We start from the raw sequence: 15,371 nt of genomic DNA on the forward strand, positions 1-15,371 counted from the left end.
TCAGCGACACACCCACCAGGGGCCCATGTCCAGGTGGAAATGGTTGCGGTGCGCGGCGTTGTAGTCCGGCCCCAACACCACGTTGAAATCATCACAGGCGCTGTCGCGTACCTGTCGCAGGAAGCGCGCCTTGTCGCCCTCCCCCGGCCAGTCCTTGAGCACGCTGATGCTGCGCCCATCCGCCAGGCGAAACCCGGCTATATCCAAGGCGTTGGCCGAGGCATGCTGGCTCAGCCGCCCTTCGGCACGGTTATACATGTTGCGACAGGCAAAACTGCCCAAATGATCGACCCGCGTCACCGCCTGGCCAAATATCGCCTGGGCCGCCGGTTGCAGGCTGTGACGCTCGAACAGGGCGAACGCCACGGCCAACGGGCAACTGGCGAGAAAGCTGCCGCTCAAGCCGACCGCCGCGCCCTGCACGCGCAAGGTATTGCGCAAGGGACAGGCAACGTCGGAGGGCGTATCAGCTTGATGGCTCACATGCAGGCCGGAAGTTTCCAGCACCTGTTCGCACAACGCGGGGTCATTTGCCAGACGCCCCAGTTTGTAGCGGGTCAGCAGGTTGGGGGTGGCGCGTACATCCAGCGGCGCCCAGGGGTTCCATTGATCCGCTACCGGCACCCAGCCGCGCCAGACCCCAACGGCAATAACGCCGCCGAGCACCAGCAGCGCCCCCATGACGTTGAAAAAACGCACGGCTTAACCTTTGAAGAACTGGTTGGCCCGGCTGAACGGCATCGAGCGCTCGGTAAAACTGAATGTGCCCAACTCATAAACCTCCTGAGCCGCGCGATAAAACTCGCCATAGGCCGCCAGCGCCATTGCCGAACCGACACTGATGCGCTTGACGCCCATCGAGTTCAATTGCGCCACGCTGAGTTTGAGCCCGCCGGACATCAACACATTCACCGGTTTGGGCGCCACAGCCTTGACCACCGCCAGCACTTCCTCGGCACTGCGCAAGCCGGGCGCATACAGCACGTCGGCACCGGCCTCGGCGTAGGCTTGCAGGCGGCGAACAGTGTCGGGCAAATCCAGGCGGCCATGCAGGAGGTTTTCCGCGCGGGCGGTCAGGGTGAAGGGGAATGGCAGGCTGCGGGCAGCCGCGACAGCAGCTTCCACACGTTCAACAGAGAGGTCGAAGGAATAGATCGGGTCGACGGCAACACCCGTGGCATCTTCGATCGAGCCGCCGACAATGCCGGTGGCCGCGGCACGCAGGATGGTGCGGGCGCAGTCATCGGGGGCGTCGCCGAAGCCGTTTTCCAGATCGGCCGCTACCGGCAACGCGGTGGCGTTGGCGATCATCGAGGCATTGAGCAAGGTATCTTCCAGGGACAGCGCGCCTTCCGCGTCCGGGCGCCCCAGGCTGAACGCATAGCCGGCACTGGTGGTGGCCAACGCTTCGAAACCCAGGCTGGCCAGCATCACGGCGGAGCCGGCGTCCCATGGGTTGGGCATGACGAACGCACGGTCACGCTCGTGCAGGGCCTTGAAGGTTTCGGCGCGAAGGGTTTGAGCATCCATGTCTGGCTCCTGGCGGAAAAAGGAGCCTAGAGTAACCCCAGTTGTTCCACTTCGGGAGTGCGATTGAGCGTAGGCAGCGCCGGCAGGTCGGGTAGGCGCTCGCGCAGTTTTTCGTGGAACCGCAGCGCCAGTTGCGCGGCCAGGCGGTTGTCGGAGGTGTGCAGGAACACATAGGGTGTGCGGCCCTCTTCGATCCAACCGGCGATTTTTTCTACCCAGGGAACCAGGAAGGGGTCATTCGCCTCAAGCTCGGGGTGGCCGATAAACCGCACCTGCGGAAACAGCGTCAGCGCGGCCGGACGCGGCGGCACCTTGGGCTTTTTTGATTGGGCATGCAGCACCGCCGCCGAGGTCGAGGTGCAACTGAACAGTGCACGTGGGTCGAGGCAGATGCGCTCCACACCACGGTCACGCAGCAAACGGTTGAGCATGCGTTCGGCATCGCCCTTGGCGAAGAACGCCGGGTGGCGTACTTCCACCGCCATCGGACGCTCCAGGCCCTCAATAAAACCGGCCAGCTCAGCCAGGCGCTGCGGCGAAAAACTCGCCGACAATTGCAGCCACAGCGGTGAAACCCGCTCACCCAATGGGCTCATCAAGCCAACAAAACTCTGCGCCGCCGGCAATTGCTCACGCAAATCGCCACCATGGCTGATATCACCGGGGAACTTGGCGGTGAAGCGGAAATCTGCGGGCATGATGTCGGCCCAGCGCTGCACCGTGGCGGCCGAGGGGCGGGCATAAAACGTGGTGTTGCCTTCAACCGCGTTGAAGACCTGGGAATACAGCGCAAGGTAATCGCTGGAGTGAGCATCGGAGGGGTACAGGTACTCGCGCCAGGCGTTTTCACTCCAGGACGGGCAACCGAGGTAGTAAGGCAGACGCATCAGATATGGATGTCGAGGCCCAGCACTTCCATATCCCATTCGACAAAGCTGGCGGTGGTCAGGTAACTGGCCAGGGCAGTGGCAACGCTTTTGCTCATGGAGCGCGGGAAGATCATGTCTTGCTGACGGGCTGGAAGGCCGCTGATGCGTGCTTGAGAACTGGCCTGCGCGTCGGACTGCACTTCGATGAAATCCGGCGAATCCTCGACGGAGTCGTCCACCGTGGCGTTTGCCTTACGCGGCTTACGCTTGATTGGGTACGACTGTGAGGAAAATCCATCAATACGCATGGGCGCGAACTCGCTATCAGTGATGGCATTTTGGCAGCACTGTCCGTTGTGCGCAAATGCTCTGGTGATAACTAGAACACATAATTTGAAAAAGGTTTAAAAACGGGGGCAAATTCTGACGATTGGCGACTTTTGCCCCAAATTGCCATCATTTTTGGCGTCAAATAATTCCTCGTTCCGCCTTGGTCTGCGCGACTTTATCGCGCAGGTAAACCGGTGCCGCCTGATCAGCAGCAATCGCCTCGCCCCGCTCAAAAGCAAAGCGTGCCAGCGTCAGCAGGTCTTCGGCGTGAGGCAACATCGTGACGTCCTGGCCAGCCAGTTGCACGCCGATACGCTCGCCATAGCCCCAGCCGGTGCCAGCACCAAACCAGTCACCGCCGGCGCCCTCAGGTAGCACCGAGGACTCGGGGGGCTGCACCGCCTCCACCCCCACCAGGCGCATCTCGCCAGCCGTTTCGCGGTAGCAGCCCCAATAGACCTCGTCCATTCGCGCGTCGATGGCTGCGGCCACTTGCAAGGCCCCTTGTTCGCGCAACGCACGCTGGGCCAGCACCGCGAGGTTGGACACCGGCAATACTGGCCGCTCCAGCGCAAACGCCAGGCCCTGCACCACGCCAATGGCGATGCGCACACCGGTGAAGGCACCCGGGCCACGACCAAAGGCGATGGCATCGACGGCGGCCAGGGTGGTGCCCGCGTCTTCCAGCAACTGCTTGATCATCGGCAACAGCTTCTGCGCGTGCAGGCGCGGGATCACCTCGTAGTGGCTGGTTACTTTGCCGTCGTGCAGCAAGGCAACGGAGCAAGCTTCAGTCGCGGTGTCCAGGGCCAGCAGGGTGCTCATCGGTGTGGGTGTCCAAGTCGAAAAAAAGTGCGCCAGTATAAACAACAACGGCCCGCAAGCGGGCCGTTGTCTGTGAAGCTGAGCGCAAGGGTTATTTCAGTGCTTCAAGCACCTTGGCAGTAATCGCTTCCACCGAGCCAACGCCAGGAATGTGGCTGTACTTCGGCTTGCCCTGGGCAGCGGACAGCTTCTGGTAGAAGTCCACCAGCGGCTTGGTCTGCGAATGGTAGACCGACAGGCGATGACGCACGGTTTCTTCGGTGTCGTCTTTGCGCTGTACCAGGTCTTCACCGGTGACATCGTCCTTGCCTTCAACCTTTGGCGGGTTGTAGACAACGTGATACACGCGGCCCGAACCTTCGTGAACGCGACGGCCGGCAATGCGCTGAACGATTTCTTCGTCTTCAACGGCGATTTCGACCACGGCGTCCAGCTCGACGCCCGCCTTCACCAGGGCTTCGGCCTGGGGAATGGTGCGTGGGAAACCGTCAAACAGGAAACCGTTTTTGCAGTCTTGCTGGCTGATGCGTTCCTTGACCAGGTTGATGATCAGGTCATCGGAGACCAGGCCGCCGCTGTCCATCACGCTCTTGGCGATCAGGCCCAGCTCGGTGCCGGCCTTTACGGCCGCGCGCAGCATGTCGCCGGTGGAGATTTGTGGAATGCCGAATTTCTCGGTGATGAACTTAGCCTGAGTACCTTTACCGGCCCCGGGAGCTCCCAGCAGAATGACGCGCATCGATGTGCTCCTCAATTTTTTATAGAGATGACGCTCGGATTCGCCGCGTGGGGCCAATCTCGTAAAAATATGGCTCTTAAAAATGTGAGCCGAGGCCGCCCAAACGGCCAAAGGCTGATCAAGATACACAGCAGGCCTTAACCACACAAGCCGCCAAAAGTCGCAGGAACCCGTGCCACGCATGCGCCATAGGTAGGGTGTGCCTGGGTGCAACCCGACCGTTCAAACAACGACCGCCCGTTTCGGGGCGGCCGTCGCGGTTTAGCTGCAAGCCATTGAGAACACGCCGAAAACCTCAACCGGTGTTGCGCAAACCAGCGGCGATACCGGCCACGGAGACCAGCAGCGCCTGTTCCAGAGGGCTGTCCTGTGCCGCTTCCTGCTGGCGCGAACGTGCCAGCAACTCGGCCTGCAACAAGTGCAGCGGGTCGAGGTAGGTGTTGCGCAGGCGGATGAACTCCAGGGTGTCAGGGCTATGGGCCAGCAGTTGCGACTGGCCGGTCAGGCCAAGCACCACGTCGCAGGCCTGCGACAATAGGTCGCGCAAATGCGCACCCAATGGCAACAGGTCGGGCTGCACCAGGCGCTCATCGTATAAACGCGCGATATCGGCATCGGCCTTGGCCAACACCATTTCCAGCATATCGATGCGCGTACGGAAGAACGGCCACTGCTCGCGCATCTGTCCCAGCAGTTCGCCCTCGCCACGCTCCAGGGCCTTGCTCAAGGCGGCTTCCCAGCCCAGCCAGGCGGGCAGCATCAGGCGGGTCTGGGTCCAGCCGAAGATCCACGGGATGGCGCGCAGGCTTTCGATACCACCGGCCCGGCGCTTGGCCGGGCGGCTGCCCAACGGCAAACGGCCGAGTTCCTGCTCTGGGGTGGACTGGCGGAAATACTCGACGAATTGCGGGTTTTCCCGCACCACGGCGCGGTAAGCGCTGACACCGTCCGCGGCCAGTTCGTCCATCAAATGCCGCCAGGCAGGCTCGGGTGGCGGCGGAGGCAACAGCGTCGCCTCCAGCACCGCCGCCAGGTAAAGATTGAGGTTCTGTTCGGCGATGTCCGGCAGGCCGAACTTGAAGCGGATCATTTCGCCTTGTTCAGTCGTACGGAAACGCCCCGCCACCGAACCCGGCGGCTGCGACAGAATCGCCGCGTGAGCCGGGCCGCCACCGCGCCCGACGGTGCCGCCGCGACCATGGAACAACAGCAGTTCCACCTGTTGTTCGCGGCAGATGTCCACCAGCCGTTCCTGCGCCCGATATTGCGCCCAGGCGGCGGCGGTGGTGCCGGCATCCTTGGCCGAGTCGGAGTAGCCGATCATCACTTCCTGCGGCCCCTGCAACCGCGCGCGGTAACCCGGCAGCAGCAACAATCGCTCGATCACGGGGCCGGCGTTATCCAGGTCGGCCAGGGTTTCGAACAGCGGCACCACGCGCATCGGCCGTTGCACGCCCGACTCTTTAAGCAACAGTTGCACCGCCAGCACATCCGAGGCGGCGCCGGCCATGGAGATGACGTAGGAGCCCAACGAGGCGGCCGGGGCGGCAGCGATCTCCTTGCAGGTATTCAATACTTCAGCGGTATCCGCCGACGGTTTGAAATAACCCGGCAGCAGCGGACGACGGTTGGCCAGTTCCTTCATCAGGAAGCTGATGCGTGCGTCTTCGTCCCAGTCCTCATAGCGGCCCAGGCCCAGGTAATCGGTGATTTCAGTCATTGCCGCGCAATGGCGACTGGAATCCTGTCGCACGTCCAGGCGCACCAGGAACAAGCCAAACGTCACGGCCCGGCGCAGGCAGTCGAGCAACGGGCCATCGGCGATCACCCCCATGCCGCATTCATGCAGCGACTGGTAGCACAGCTCCAGCGGCTCCAACAGATCGCGGTTGTTCTGCAACACTTCAGCCGGTGCCGGCGTACTGCTGCCCAACGCGGTATGGGCCCACTGGCGCGTGGCGCGCAGGCGTTCGCGCAGTTGCTTGAGCAAGGCGCGGTAGGGCTCGACGCTGTCGCCGACCTTGGCCTGCAATGCCGGGCTGGCTTTTTGCATCGACAGTTCGGACGCCAGGTGATCGATATCGCGCAGGTACAAATCGGCGGCCATCCAGCGCGCCAGCAACAACACTTCGCGCGTCACCGGCGCGGTCACGTTCGGGTTGCCATCACGGTCGCCGCCCATCCAGGACGCAAACCGGATCGGCGCGGCCTCAAGCGGCAGGCGCAGGCCGGTGGCGGCGTGCAAGGCCTGGTCAGCCTTGCGCAAATAATTGGGGATGGCGTGCCACAACGAATGCTCGATGACGGCAAAGCCCCACTTGGCTTCGTCCACCGGGGTGGGCCGGGTGCGGCGGATTTCTTCGGTGTGCCAGGCTTCGGCGATCAACCGTTGCAGGCGCTGGCGGATCTGTTCGCGCTCGGCCGTGGTGAGGTCGCGGTGGTCCTGCAGCGCCAATTGCGCGGCGATGGCATCGTATTTCTGGATCAGGGTGCGGCGCGCCACTTCGGTGGGGTGGGCGGTGAGGACCAGTTCGATCTCCAGGCGCCCCAATTGACGGGCCAGGGACTCGTTGCTGTGACCTTCGCTTTGCAGGCGCGCCAGCAGTTGCGGCAACACCCGAGACTCGAACGGCGCCGGTTGCGACTCATCGCGGCGGTGAATCAACTGGTACTGTTCGGCGATATTGGCCAGGTTGAGAAACTGGTTGAACGCCCGGGCCACCGGCAGCAGTTCGTCTTCCTGCAATTGGTTGAGGCTGCTGCTCAGTTCATCGCCGGCGCCGCGGCGGTCGGCCTTGGCGCCTTTACGGATCTGCTCGATCTTGTCGAGAAAATCAGCGCCGTACTGCTCTCGAATGGTGTTGCCCAGCAGTTCACCCAGCAGGTGAACATCCTCACGCAAGCGTGCATCGATATCACTCATCAGCCAATCTCCAGCCAGAAATCCGGGACGCGCAGGTGTGTCAGAGTGCCGCCAGCCTCGTTTTATGACAAGACTTTAAACCTTGCGGCGTGCAGCTAGTCTCACTGTTGAGTCGTCGCGTTTATCCACGCGGGCGACTGGTCACTCATCACCGCCCGCTATCGTGGGTTTTATTGAGGTTGCCATGAAAATTCGAGAACTGGCCCAGCATTGGGAAGAGAACGCCAAGGGTCGCCTGACCAAGACCGAGTACGCGATCCACCTGGATGTAGAAGCTGCCGCGCGGCTGGCGGCCATCGCCGAAATGTATCCCAAGCGCCACCCCGAAGAACTGCTCGGCGAGCTGATCGGCGCCGCCCTTGAAGAGTTGGAAGCCAGCTTTCCCTATATCAAGGGCCAGCACGTCATCGCCACCGATGAGGAAGGCGATCCGCTGTACGAAGACGTCGGCCCTACCCCGCGCTTTCTCACCTTGTCACGGCGTTACCTGCACGATATGGCTGCCGGCGCCGACAAACCCAAGCACTGATAAAACCCCGCCACACCCTTTTACGCCGGGCCTTGGTAAAGGCCCGGCGTACCGCTGCGCCTGCCGAAAGTTCCAAGTTTTTACGCTGACCATTCAGTCAGATATTTTTTTAGGCAAATCGCCATCTTCTCTGAACTATTCAAAAAAGCCGCCAGTCACAGCCAGTAAGCCATCACTTGGAACGGTCGTTTAAAAGGGCACCATGAGCGTTACCGTCGAGCCCTGAACCGTTGACCCACAGCGATGGATTTTGAAGTTTTTCAGGAGTTATCCAATGGAGTTGAAGACGATGAAGACCAGCACTGCCAAATCCACGTTTAACCACTTGCGCGGGCTCAAATTGGCCGCGCTGGCAATCGGCACCAGCTTCGTTTTGGCTGGCTGCGCCGGCAACCCTCCGACCGAGCAATACGCGGTGACTCAATCGGCGGTCAACAGCGCTGTGAGCGCCGGCGGCACTGAGTACGCGGCCGTAGAAATGAAGTCGGCCCAAGACAAGCTCAAGCAAGCTGAACTGGCTATGCATGACAAAAACTACGATGAAGCCCGTCGCCTGGCTGAACAAGCCGAGTGGGACGCTCGCGTTGCAGAGCGCAAAGCCCAGGCCGCCAAGGCTGAGCAGGCCGTGAAGGATTCCCAGAAGGCTGTTGACGAGCTGCGTAAGGAAGGCATGCGCCCGGCGGCTATCCAGCAGAAATAAGCCACGCGCCTTGACTGCATCGCACCCGATATCGAATTGAAAGGACGACACGATTATGCGTAAACAATTGATGATCCCTGCCCTGTTGGCGATGAGCGTTGCCCTGGCGGCGTGCTCTACCCCGCCGAACGCGAACCTGGAAAACGCACGAACCAACTTCTCGGCCCTGCAAGCCAACCCGAACGCAACCAAGGTTGCCGCTCTGGAAACCAAGGACGCCCAAGACTGGCTGGACAAGGCCGACAAGGCGTACCGCGACAAGGAAGACCAGAAGAAGGTCGACCAACTGGCCTACCTGACCAACCAGCGGGTTGAAGTAGCCAAAGACACCATCGTGCTGCGCGAGTCCGAAGCCAAGCTGAAAAACGCCGGTGACGAACGCGCCCGCGCCCTTCTGGATGCCCGTGATGCACAGATCAAGCAACTGCAAGACAGCTTGAATGCCAAGCAAACCGATCGCGGCACCCTGGTGACCTTTGGTGATGTGCTGTTCGCCACCAACAAGGCCGACCTCAAATCCAGCGGCCTGGTGAACATCAACAAACTGGCGCAGTTCCTTCAGGAAAACCCTGATCGTCAGGTGATCGTTGAAGGCTACACCGACAGCACTGGCAGCGATGCCTACAACCAGAGCCTGTCGGAGCGTCGCGCCGCGTCGGTGCAGGTCGCGCTGATCAAGATGGGCGTTGACCCACGCCGCATCGTGACCACCGGTTACGGCAAGGAATACCCGGTTGCCGATAACGGCAGCGTGTCGGGCCGTGCCATGAACCGTCGCGTTGAAGTGACCATTTCCAACGACAACCAGCCGGTCAAGCCACGTTCGTCGATGACGAACTGATTGATCCAGCCTGAAAAAAAACCCACCTGACGGTGGGTTTTTTTGGGTCAGCTCACTATTTGGCGACCGTTGTCACTGTCCGGCATCAGCGCTTCCATACCCTGGCGCCCCGACATCATCTTGCTGATCCGCTCTTGATCCACTTGACCGTCAGCACCGCCACCGCCCTGAGCGCCATCCGAAAGCATCTCCATCAGTTTCTTGAGCACGTCCGGGTCTATTTTTTCCTGGCGCTGGACAGTGCCTTGGGCGGCGTCCTGTCCCAGTCGTTCATGGCCCCTGGCCATTCTCAACATCTTGCCTATGGCAGCGATATCCATCTTTTACTCTCCAAAGTTCCGTATTCGTAAGTGATCTGCCAGTCGCACTGACAGACCCGTCAGTGGCGCCCTACGAAAAACGGTTCCAGATGTTTCCAGCTATTGGCGCGATCCTCCTATTGCTGCAGTTGCGGGGTTTCCTGCCCCATGCAGCGCACGGCTTGCTTCTTGTTGTTTACCAGCACGCCACTCAGGCCCTTTTGCTCGGTGTCGAACATCACCAGCACACCGTCCACACATTGCGCCACTTGGGCCGCCGGGGTCAGGGAGATCTTGTAGTCCTCGCCGGGTACGGTCTTGAGCATGGTGAAGTCACTGAGCAGCAGCGCATCCTGCGGCTTGGCAAAGTGCAGGTAGCCGTAGTACCACAGGCAACCGACGGTACCAATGATGGTGCCGATGCCAGTGAGGATCAGCGGGATCATGTTGCGTTCTTCGCTCATTGCGGGCTCTCTGATCAATCAACTTTAGAAGTGGGGTAGTTCGCGATTTCGCCCAGGCGACGCAGGCCATTGAAGTGTTGCGGGTCATCCAGATAGCGCAGCATCACGGTTTGCCAGGTTTTGTCGGCAAAGGTCTGCACATGCCCACCGCGCGTCAGTTGCAACACCCTGGGCGGCGGCGCGGCCTGGTACAGGCGGATGCCATTGGCCAGCGGCACGATCGGATCATCCAGGCTGTGGAACAACAGTTTCGGCACGCCGGTCAGTTGGGGCATGGCGTTGATTGCGCTGTCGGCATCCGGCACCAGCCAGGACAAAGGCACTTGTAACGGCCATGTTAACCAGGAGGTGCTCAGGGCGAATTGTCCTACGTCACGATAACTGGCGGGCACGCCGTCCAGCACCAGCGCCTTGAGCCTGGCCTGGCGCTCGGGGTGCGCCGCCAGGTAATGCACCGCCAGCGCGCCGCCCAGGCTCTGGCCGAGGACGATCAACGGTTGGCCCTGGGTTTCGGGAGCCTCGTCGATCCAACTGAAGGCGGCGTCTACATCCTGGTAGATCGCGGGAAGCGAGGGTTTGCCCTCCGACAAGCCGTACCCGCGATAGTCCAGCAGCAACACTTGATAGCCCTGCTCGGGCAGCCACCAACTCCCCCCAGGTGCCAGGCCAGGTTACCGCCGTTGCCGTGCAGGTGCAGCACCGTGCCCTTGAGCGGCACGCCCGGCTTGGCCGGCAGCCACCACGCGTGCAACTTCACGCCATCGGCGGTGGTAAGGGTGACGTCGCGGTAGGCAAGCCCGGCCTTTTGCGGTGTGAACGGCAGGCCCGGTTCGGGGTAGAACAGCAGTGAGCTGCAGCCGTTCAGTGTGAGTAGCAGGCACAGAATGCCGAGGATTCTCATCCGTTGAAGCCTCGTGATTGAGTTGGAATATGCCGACTTGTGCAGATCCACTGTGGGAGGGGGCTTGTTCCCTCCCACAGTGAGCCGGTTTCGTCTGTCATATCTGTTACAGGATGTTGGAGTAATCCGCCTCAATCCGGTCCAGGCTCAGGTGGTTGAGGAAGTTGGAGAAGCACATCCACGCCGCCAGCGCATTCATGTCGCGGAACTGTTCGGGCAGGTACTTGGGCGGCACCACCAGGCCTTCGTCGACCAGTTGGCGCAGGGTGCGCATGTCTTCCAGGGTGGTCTTGCCGCAGAACAGCAACGGCACTTGCTCCAGCTTGCCCTTACGCACGGCCAGCTGGATGTAGTTGTAGACCATGATAAAGCCCTTGAGGTAGGACAAATCCTTGGTAAACGGCAGGCCATTGGGCACCGAACCACGGAACACCCGACTCGCGTTGCCATAGCTCTCGGCCATTTCAAAGCCTTGCTCGCGGAAGAACTCGAACACCTGCAGGAAGTCGGCGCCCTCCTCCACCATATGGATGGCGCGGGTGCGGTTGGTCAGTTTGCGCAGGCGGCTGGGGTAGGACGCGAACGTGATGATCTCCATCAGGATCGCCAGGCCCTCCTGGGTCACGGTGGACGACGGCGGGCCCTTGGACAGGAACGTGCAGATCGGCTGGTTCTGGCCGTTCAAGGTAGTGCCGACGTGGACCAGGCCTTCATGCACTTCCAGGGCACGCACGTCACGGCTGTTGAACATCGCGTCGGCGCGGATCTTGATGTAGTCGGCCCCCGCCGCCGCGTCGGCGACGATACCGTCGGACTCAAACACGCGGATGGTTTCCTCGGCCTCGCCAAACACCTTGTTCAGGCGGGTTTGCAACAGCGCGACGGCGTCTTTGGCGGTGAGGGTCTTGGCTTCGTCCTTGAGGTCGCCACGCCCGTCGATATTGTTCAGGTAGTCGGAGAGCATCAGGCCAAGGTCGGCCAGGGTCGGGTCACCGGCGTGGAAGGCGTCGGAGGCGGCGCCGTAGAGTTCCTGGGAGATCAGGCCGAAGTCCTCGGTGCCGCGTGCTTCGAGCATGCGCACCACCATGCGATATTCACGGCACATGCGGCGCATGATCTGCCCCACCGGGCTGAACTGGCCGAGCCGGCGGGTGATGTCACGCTCGATGTTCTGGAACTCCAGCTTCACCGCGCTGGAGTCGAACGACAGCGGCCGGTTCAGGTAATAGTCGCGGTCCACCGCAGGCATCGCCTTGCCCTTGGCCTTGAGAAAGCCCTGGCGAATGTTGTCGTCCCACTTCACGGCGTCGAGCACGCGAATCGGTGTTTGCGCCAGCACAATGCGATCGGACAAGCTGCGTATCGTCTGCTGGTAATCGTCCACCGGGGGCTTCCTTCTTTAAACGTTATTTGCCCGCACGCTGGTAGCGCACGGCTTCAACGAACACATCGGCGTTGGCCGGGTTATCCAGGTAGGCAAACACCTGCTCCATCGGGCTGTCCACCAATACGCCGTCGCCTTCGACGGTTTCTACGGTGTGGCCGCGCAATGCCTGCTGGCCGATGGCTTGGTGGATTTGCTCCAGATCGAGGTTGTAGACCACCAATTCGTGCTTTTCGTTGATTTCGAAGCCCGCCAGAATAAAATGCCCGCCCAGCTTGGCCGGCAAAGGTGCCGACAGATACCAGCGGCTGCCATGGCGCGACACGCTGAACAGGTACTCATCCCGCTGGCCCGGCTTGGCGACAGGGTAGCTCACGGCTTTATATCGCTGCTCGCCCGCGCGGGTGATGTGCAGGTTGAGCGGCTCGCCCCAGGCGTTTTTGCTGGCCCACTTGCCCAGTAGTTCAGCCGGCGCCGTATCCTGCGTTGCCAGCGGCGACTTGAAGGTCACCAGGCAACCGCTGAGCAACAGTAACGACAAGGCGACTACCGCGATACGCCAGGTTTTCATGTAATACCCCGTCAGATGTGAGGCGCCGACACACCAGCTCCCACATAAAGCAGATCGTGCATGGGGCCAGGCTAGACCGAGGCCAACACCAAATGCATGTAGCGCTTGAGAATCTCAAGCATCTCTTCACCGGTCAGAGGCTCTGCGCCGCCCAGCAGGCCCTGATATTCCATCCGACTGATAATCGCCGTCAACACCTTGGCGTCCTGTTGCGGCTCGCGGGAGCCCAATACCTGAAAAAACTGCCCGGTGCCCTGCAACAGGATCTGCTGGTGAGAGCGCACCAGTTCAGCCAGGCGGGGGTTCAGCAGCGCTTCCTGGCGGAAGGCCAGCTCGGCCATCAGGTAGTCGCGACGGTTGGTCAGTTGGCGCAGCACGTAGTCGGCGGTCAACCGCGCAATGTCATCGGCCAACTGCGAGCGCGACGCTGCGCTGCCATCGCCATAGGCGACCATCTCGCGCAGCAAGCCTTCGTTGCGTACCCACAGCTTGCCCATGTACGCGGCGCTGCGCTCCACGTACTGGGCGAAGGTATCGGTGAGCAGGTCGTCGATGTCCTTGAAGTAATAGGTGGTGGCCGACAACGGCACCCCCGCCTCCGCCGCCACCGCCCGATGGCGCACGGCACGCACGCCATCGCGCACCACGATGCGCATGGCCGCGTCGAGAATGTCTTGTCGGCGCTGTTCGCTGCCTCGACGGCTGGCCTTGCGGCCCTGGTACTGGACGCTTTCAGCCACGGCAGCAGCGATGCCGGCGGCGCCTTCTTGTGCGGTTACGCGGTTCACCAAACACATCCTTGAGAGTAAAAAACCTGGCGTCGTTTGCTTGACGCTTATAAACGCCACATAAAAAAGCCGCCTTATAAAAGGCGGCTTCGGATTTCGCTACGGTTACGCTTGTGGCCGCATATGCGGGAACAAGATCACATCGCGGATCGATGGCGAGTTGGTCAACAACATCACCAGACGGTCGATGCCGATGCCTTCGCCGGCCGTTGGCGGCATGCCGTATTCCAGGGCACGTACGAAGTCAGCGTCGTAGTGCATCGCCTCGTCGTCGCCGGCGTCCTTGTCGGCCACCTGCGCCATGAAGCGCTCGGCCTGATCTTCGGCGTCGTTAAGCTCGGAGTAGGCGTTGGCGATTTCGCGGCCACCGATGAACAGCTCGAAACGGTCGGTGACGTTCGGGTTGTCGTCGTTGCGACGCGCCAGCGGCGACACTTCGAACGGGTACTGGGTAATGAAGTGCGGCTGTTCCAGCTTGTGCTCCACCAACTCTTCGAAAATCATCACTTGCAGCTTGCCCAGACCTTCGAAGCCCAGCACCTTGGCGCCGGCTTTCTTGGCAATGGCACGAGCCTTGTCGATGTCGTTGAGGTCGTCAGCGGTCAGCTCAGGGTTGTACTTGAGGATCGAGTCGAATACCGACAGGCGCACGAACGGTTCGCCGAAGTGGAACACCTTGTCGCCGTACGGCACGTCGGTGCTGCCCAGGACCAACTGCGCCAGCTCGCGGAACAGTTCTTCGGTGAGGTCCATGTTGTCTTCGTAGTCGGCGTAGACCTGGTAGAACTCCAACATGGTGAATTCAGGGTTGTGACGGGTCGAGACGCCTTCGTTACGGAAGTTGCGGTTGATCTCGAAGACCTTTTCGAAGCCGCCCACCACCAGACGCTTGAGGTACAACTCAGGCGCGATGCGCAGGAACATTTCCATGTCCAGGGCGTTGTGGTGGGTTTCGAACGGTTTGGCCGCGGCACCACCGGGGATGGTTTGCAGCATCGGGGTTTCCACTTCCAGGAAGTCGCGCTGCATCAGGAAGCTGCGGATGTGGGCGATGACTTGCGAACGCACGCGGAAGGTCTGGCGCACGTCTTCGTTGACGATCAGGTCAACGTAGCGCTGGCGGTAGCGCTGCTCGGTGTCGGTCAGGCCGTGGTGCTTGTCCGGCAGGGGGCGCAGGGACTTGGTCAGCAGGCGCACGCTGGTCATCTCGACATACAGGTCGCCCTTGCCCGAACGGGCCAGGGTGCCTTCGGCCGCGATGATGTCGCCCATGTCCCAGGTTTTCACCGAGGCCAGGGTTTCTTCAGGCAAGGTTTTGCGGTTGACGTAGACCTGGATACGCCCGGTCATGTCCTGGATCACCATGAACGAGCCACGGTTGAGCATGATGCGACCCGCCACCTTGACCGGGATCGCAGCCTCTGCCAGCTCTTCCTTGGTCTTGTCCGCATACTGCTTCTGCAAGGCATCGCAGTAGTTGTCGCGGCGGAAGTCGTTGGGGAAGGCGTTACCCTTGGCGCGCTCGGCAGCAAGCTTTTCCTTGCGCAGGGCGATCAGGGAGTTTTCTTCCTGTTGCAGGGCTTGCGGGTCGAGTTGTTGGTCGCTCATGTCTTTTGAAATTCCATTACAGGTTCGTTGCCCCCACTGGTGGCGGGGGACTTGGGTCTTGGCTGACGGT

At 61.2% G+C, this 15,371-nt stretch carries 16 protein-coding genes and 1 pseudogene; 3 read left to right on the forward strand and 14 right to left on the reverse strand.

Annotation, left to right across the window (positions count from 1 at the left end):
- From AB4O23_RS26160 to ppc, 7 genes are all read right to left on the reverse strand, one after another.
- A complete protein-coding gene (locus AB4O23_RS26160; RefSeq protein ID WP_267864229.1) occupies window positions 1–699 on the reverse strand; it encodes an extensin-like domain-containing protein in 699 nt (232 codons plus the stop codon).
- A 3-nt stretch (window positions 700–702) separates the two neighbouring features.
- Window positions 703–1,530 (reverse strand): isocitrate lyase/PEP mutase family protein, encoded by an 828-nt coding sequence (locus AB4O23_RS26165; protein WP_135196496.1) that lies wholly within the window; start codon window positions 1,528–1,530, stop codon window positions 703–705.
- A 26-nt stretch (window positions 1,531–1,556) separates the two neighbouring features.
- Complete coding sequence (locus AB4O23_RS26170) at window positions 1,557–2,417, reverse strand: DUF72 domain-containing protein (protein WP_460061274.1); 861 nt, start codon at window positions 2,415–2,417, stop codon at window positions 1,557–1,559.
- Entirely contained in the window at window positions 2,417–2,707 is a 291-nt protein-coding gene (locus AB4O23_RS26175; protein WP_017529726.1) for a hypothetical protein, read from the reverse strand. The genes AB4O23_RS26170 and AB4O23_RS26175 overlap by 1 nt, the downstream gene beginning before the upstream one ends.
- Window positions 2,708–2,867: 160 nt before the next feature.
- On the reverse strand, window positions 2,868–3,554 hold the full coding sequence (tsaB, locus tag AB4O23_RS26180) for a tRNA (adenosine(37)-N6)-threonylcarbamoyltransferase complex dimerization subunit type 1 TsaB (RefSeq protein ID WP_065877175.1): 687 nt from the start codon (window positions 3,552–3,554) through the stop codon (window positions 2,868–2,870).
- Between the two features lie 91 nt (window positions 3,555–3,645).
- A complete protein-coding gene (adk, locus tag AB4O23_RS26185; RefSeq protein ID WP_017529728.1) occupies window positions 3,646–4,293 on the reverse strand; it encodes an adenylate kinase in 648 nt (215 codons plus the stop codon).
- Window positions 4,294–4,588: 295 nt separating this feature from the next.
- A complete protein-coding gene (ppc, locus tag AB4O23_RS26190) occupies window positions 4,589–7,216 on the reverse strand; it encodes a phosphoenolpyruvate carboxylase (protein WP_017529729.1) in 2,628 nt (875 codons plus the stop codon).
- Between the two features lie 184 nt (window positions 7,217–7,400).
- Here ppc and AB4O23_RS26195 point away from each other — a divergent pair, with 184 nt between their 5' ends.
- From AB4O23_RS26195 to AB4O23_RS26205, 3 genes are all read left to right on the forward strand, one after another.
- Window positions 7,401–7,745 (forward strand): hypothetical protein, encoded by a 345-nt coding sequence (locus AB4O23_RS26195; RefSeq protein ID WP_017529730.1) that lies wholly within the window; start codon window positions 7,401–7,403, stop codon window positions 7,743–7,745.
- Between the two features lie 274 nt (window positions 7,746–8,019).
- Entirely contained in the window at window positions 8,020–8,445 is a 426-nt protein-coding gene (locus AB4O23_RS26200) for a DUF4398 domain-containing protein (RefSeq protein ID WP_017529731.1), read from the forward strand.
- 55 nt (window positions 8,446–8,500) lie between these two features.
- Complete coding sequence (locus AB4O23_RS26205; RefSeq protein WP_017529732.1) at window positions 8,501–9,286, forward strand: OmpA family protein; 786 nt, start codon at window positions 8,501–8,503, stop codon at window positions 9,284–9,286.
- A gap of 47 nt (window positions 9,287–9,333) precedes the next feature.
- On the opposite strand, the gene AB4O23_RS26210 is transcribed toward AB4O23_RS26205, so the two are convergent.
- From AB4O23_RS26210 to lysS, 7 genes and pseudogenes are all read right to left on the reverse strand, one after another.
- Window positions 9,334–9,606 (reverse strand): hypothetical protein, encoded by a 273-nt coding sequence (locus AB4O23_RS26210; RefSeq protein WP_116078341.1) that lies wholly within the window; start codon window positions 9,604–9,606, stop codon window positions 9,334–9,336.
- A 116-nt stretch (window positions 9,607–9,722) separates the two neighbouring features.
- On the reverse strand, window positions 9,723–10,049 hold the full coding sequence (locus tag AB4O23_RS26215; RefSeq protein WP_017529735.1) for a hypothetical protein: 327 nt from the start codon (window positions 10,047–10,049) through the stop codon (window positions 9,723–9,725).
- A 14-nt stretch (window positions 10,050–10,063) separates the two neighbouring features.
- Window positions 10,064–10,950: pseudogene (locus AB4O23_RS26220) on the reverse strand (alpha/beta hydrolase).
- A 106-nt stretch (window positions 10,951–11,056) separates the two neighbouring features.
- Complete coding sequence (locus tag AB4O23_RS26225) at window positions 11,057–12,334, reverse strand: flavohemoglobin expression-modulating QEGLA motif protein (protein ID WP_017529737.1); 1,278 nt, start codon at window positions 12,332–12,334, stop codon at window positions 11,057–11,059.
- 22 nt (window positions 12,335–12,356) lie between these two features.
- Window positions 12,357–12,905, reverse strand: a complete 549-nt coding sequence (locus AB4O23_RS26230) for a hypothetical protein (RefSeq protein ID WP_017529738.1) — start codon at window positions 12,903–12,905, stop codon at window positions 12,357–12,359.
- 71 nt (window positions 12,906–12,976) lie between these two features.
- Window positions 12,977–13,693 (reverse strand): TetR/AcrR family transcriptional regulator, encoded by a 717-nt coding sequence (locus AB4O23_RS26235; protein ID WP_017529739.1) that lies wholly within the window; start codon window positions 13,691–13,693, stop codon window positions 12,977–12,979.
- Window positions 13,694–13,798: 105 nt separating this feature from the next.
- Entirely contained in the window at window positions 13,799–15,301 is a 1,503-nt protein-coding gene (gene lysS, locus AB4O23_RS26240; protein ID WP_460061283.1) for a lysine--tRNA ligase, read from the reverse strand.
- Between the last annotated feature and the right edge of the window lie 70 nt (window positions 15,302–15,371).

The sequence above is a fragment of the Pseudomonas sp. H2_A10 genome, from assembly GCF_054680085.1.

Bases quoted from the DNA above. Each gene is read 5' to 3' on its own strand.
- AB4O23_RS26165 (WP_135196496.1), bottom strand. From the start codon at position 1,530: ATGGATGCTCAAACCCTTCGCGCCGAAACCTTCAAGGCCCTGCACGAG.
- ppc (WP_017529729.1), bottom strand. From the start codon at position 7,216: ATGAGTGATATCGATGCACGCTTGCGTGAGGATGTTCACCTGCTGGGT.
- adk (WP_017529728.1), bottom strand. From the start codon at position 4,293: ATGCGCGTCATTCTGCTGGGAGCTCCCGGGGCCGGTAAAGGTACTCAG.
- AB4O23_RS26175 (WP_017529726.1), bottom strand. From the start codon at position 2,707: ATGCGTATTGATGGATTTTCCTCACAGTCGTACCCAATCAAGCGTAAG.
- tsaB (WP_065877175.1), bottom strand. From the start codon at position 3,554: ATGAGCACCCTGCTGGCCCTGGACACCGCGACTGAAGCTTGCTCCGTT.
- AB4O23_RS26205 (WP_017529732.1), top strand. From the start codon at position 8,501: ATGCGTAAACAATTGATGATCCCTGCCCTGTTGGCGATGAGCGTTGCC.
- AB4O23_RS26195 (WP_017529730.1), top strand. From the start codon at position 7,401: ATGAAAATTCGAGAACTGGCCCAGCATTGGGAAGAGAACGCCAAGGGT.
- lysS (WP_460061283.1), bottom strand. From the start codon at position 15,301: ATGAGCGACCAACAACTCGACCCGCAAGCCCTGCAACAGGAAGAAAAC.
- AB4O23_RS26210 (WP_116078341.1), bottom strand. From the start codon at position 9,606: ATGGATATCGCTGCCATAGGCAAGATGTTGAGAATGGCCAGGGGCCAT.
- AB4O23_RS26200 (WP_017529731.1), top strand. From the start codon at position 8,020: ATGGAGTTGAAGACGATGAAGACCAGCACTGCCAAATCCACGTTTAAC.
- AB4O23_RS26230 (WP_017529738.1), bottom strand. From the start codon at position 12,905: ATGAAAACCTGGCGTATCGCGGTAGTCGCCTTGTCGTTACTGTTGCTC.
- AB4O23_RS26215 (WP_017529735.1), bottom strand. From the start codon at position 10,049: ATGAGCGAAGAACGCAACATGATCCCGCTGATCCTCACTGGCATCGGC.
- AB4O23_RS26170 (WP_460061274.1), bottom strand. From the start codon at position 2,417: ATGCGTCTGCCTTACTACCTCGGTTGCCCGTCCTGGAGTGAAAACGCC.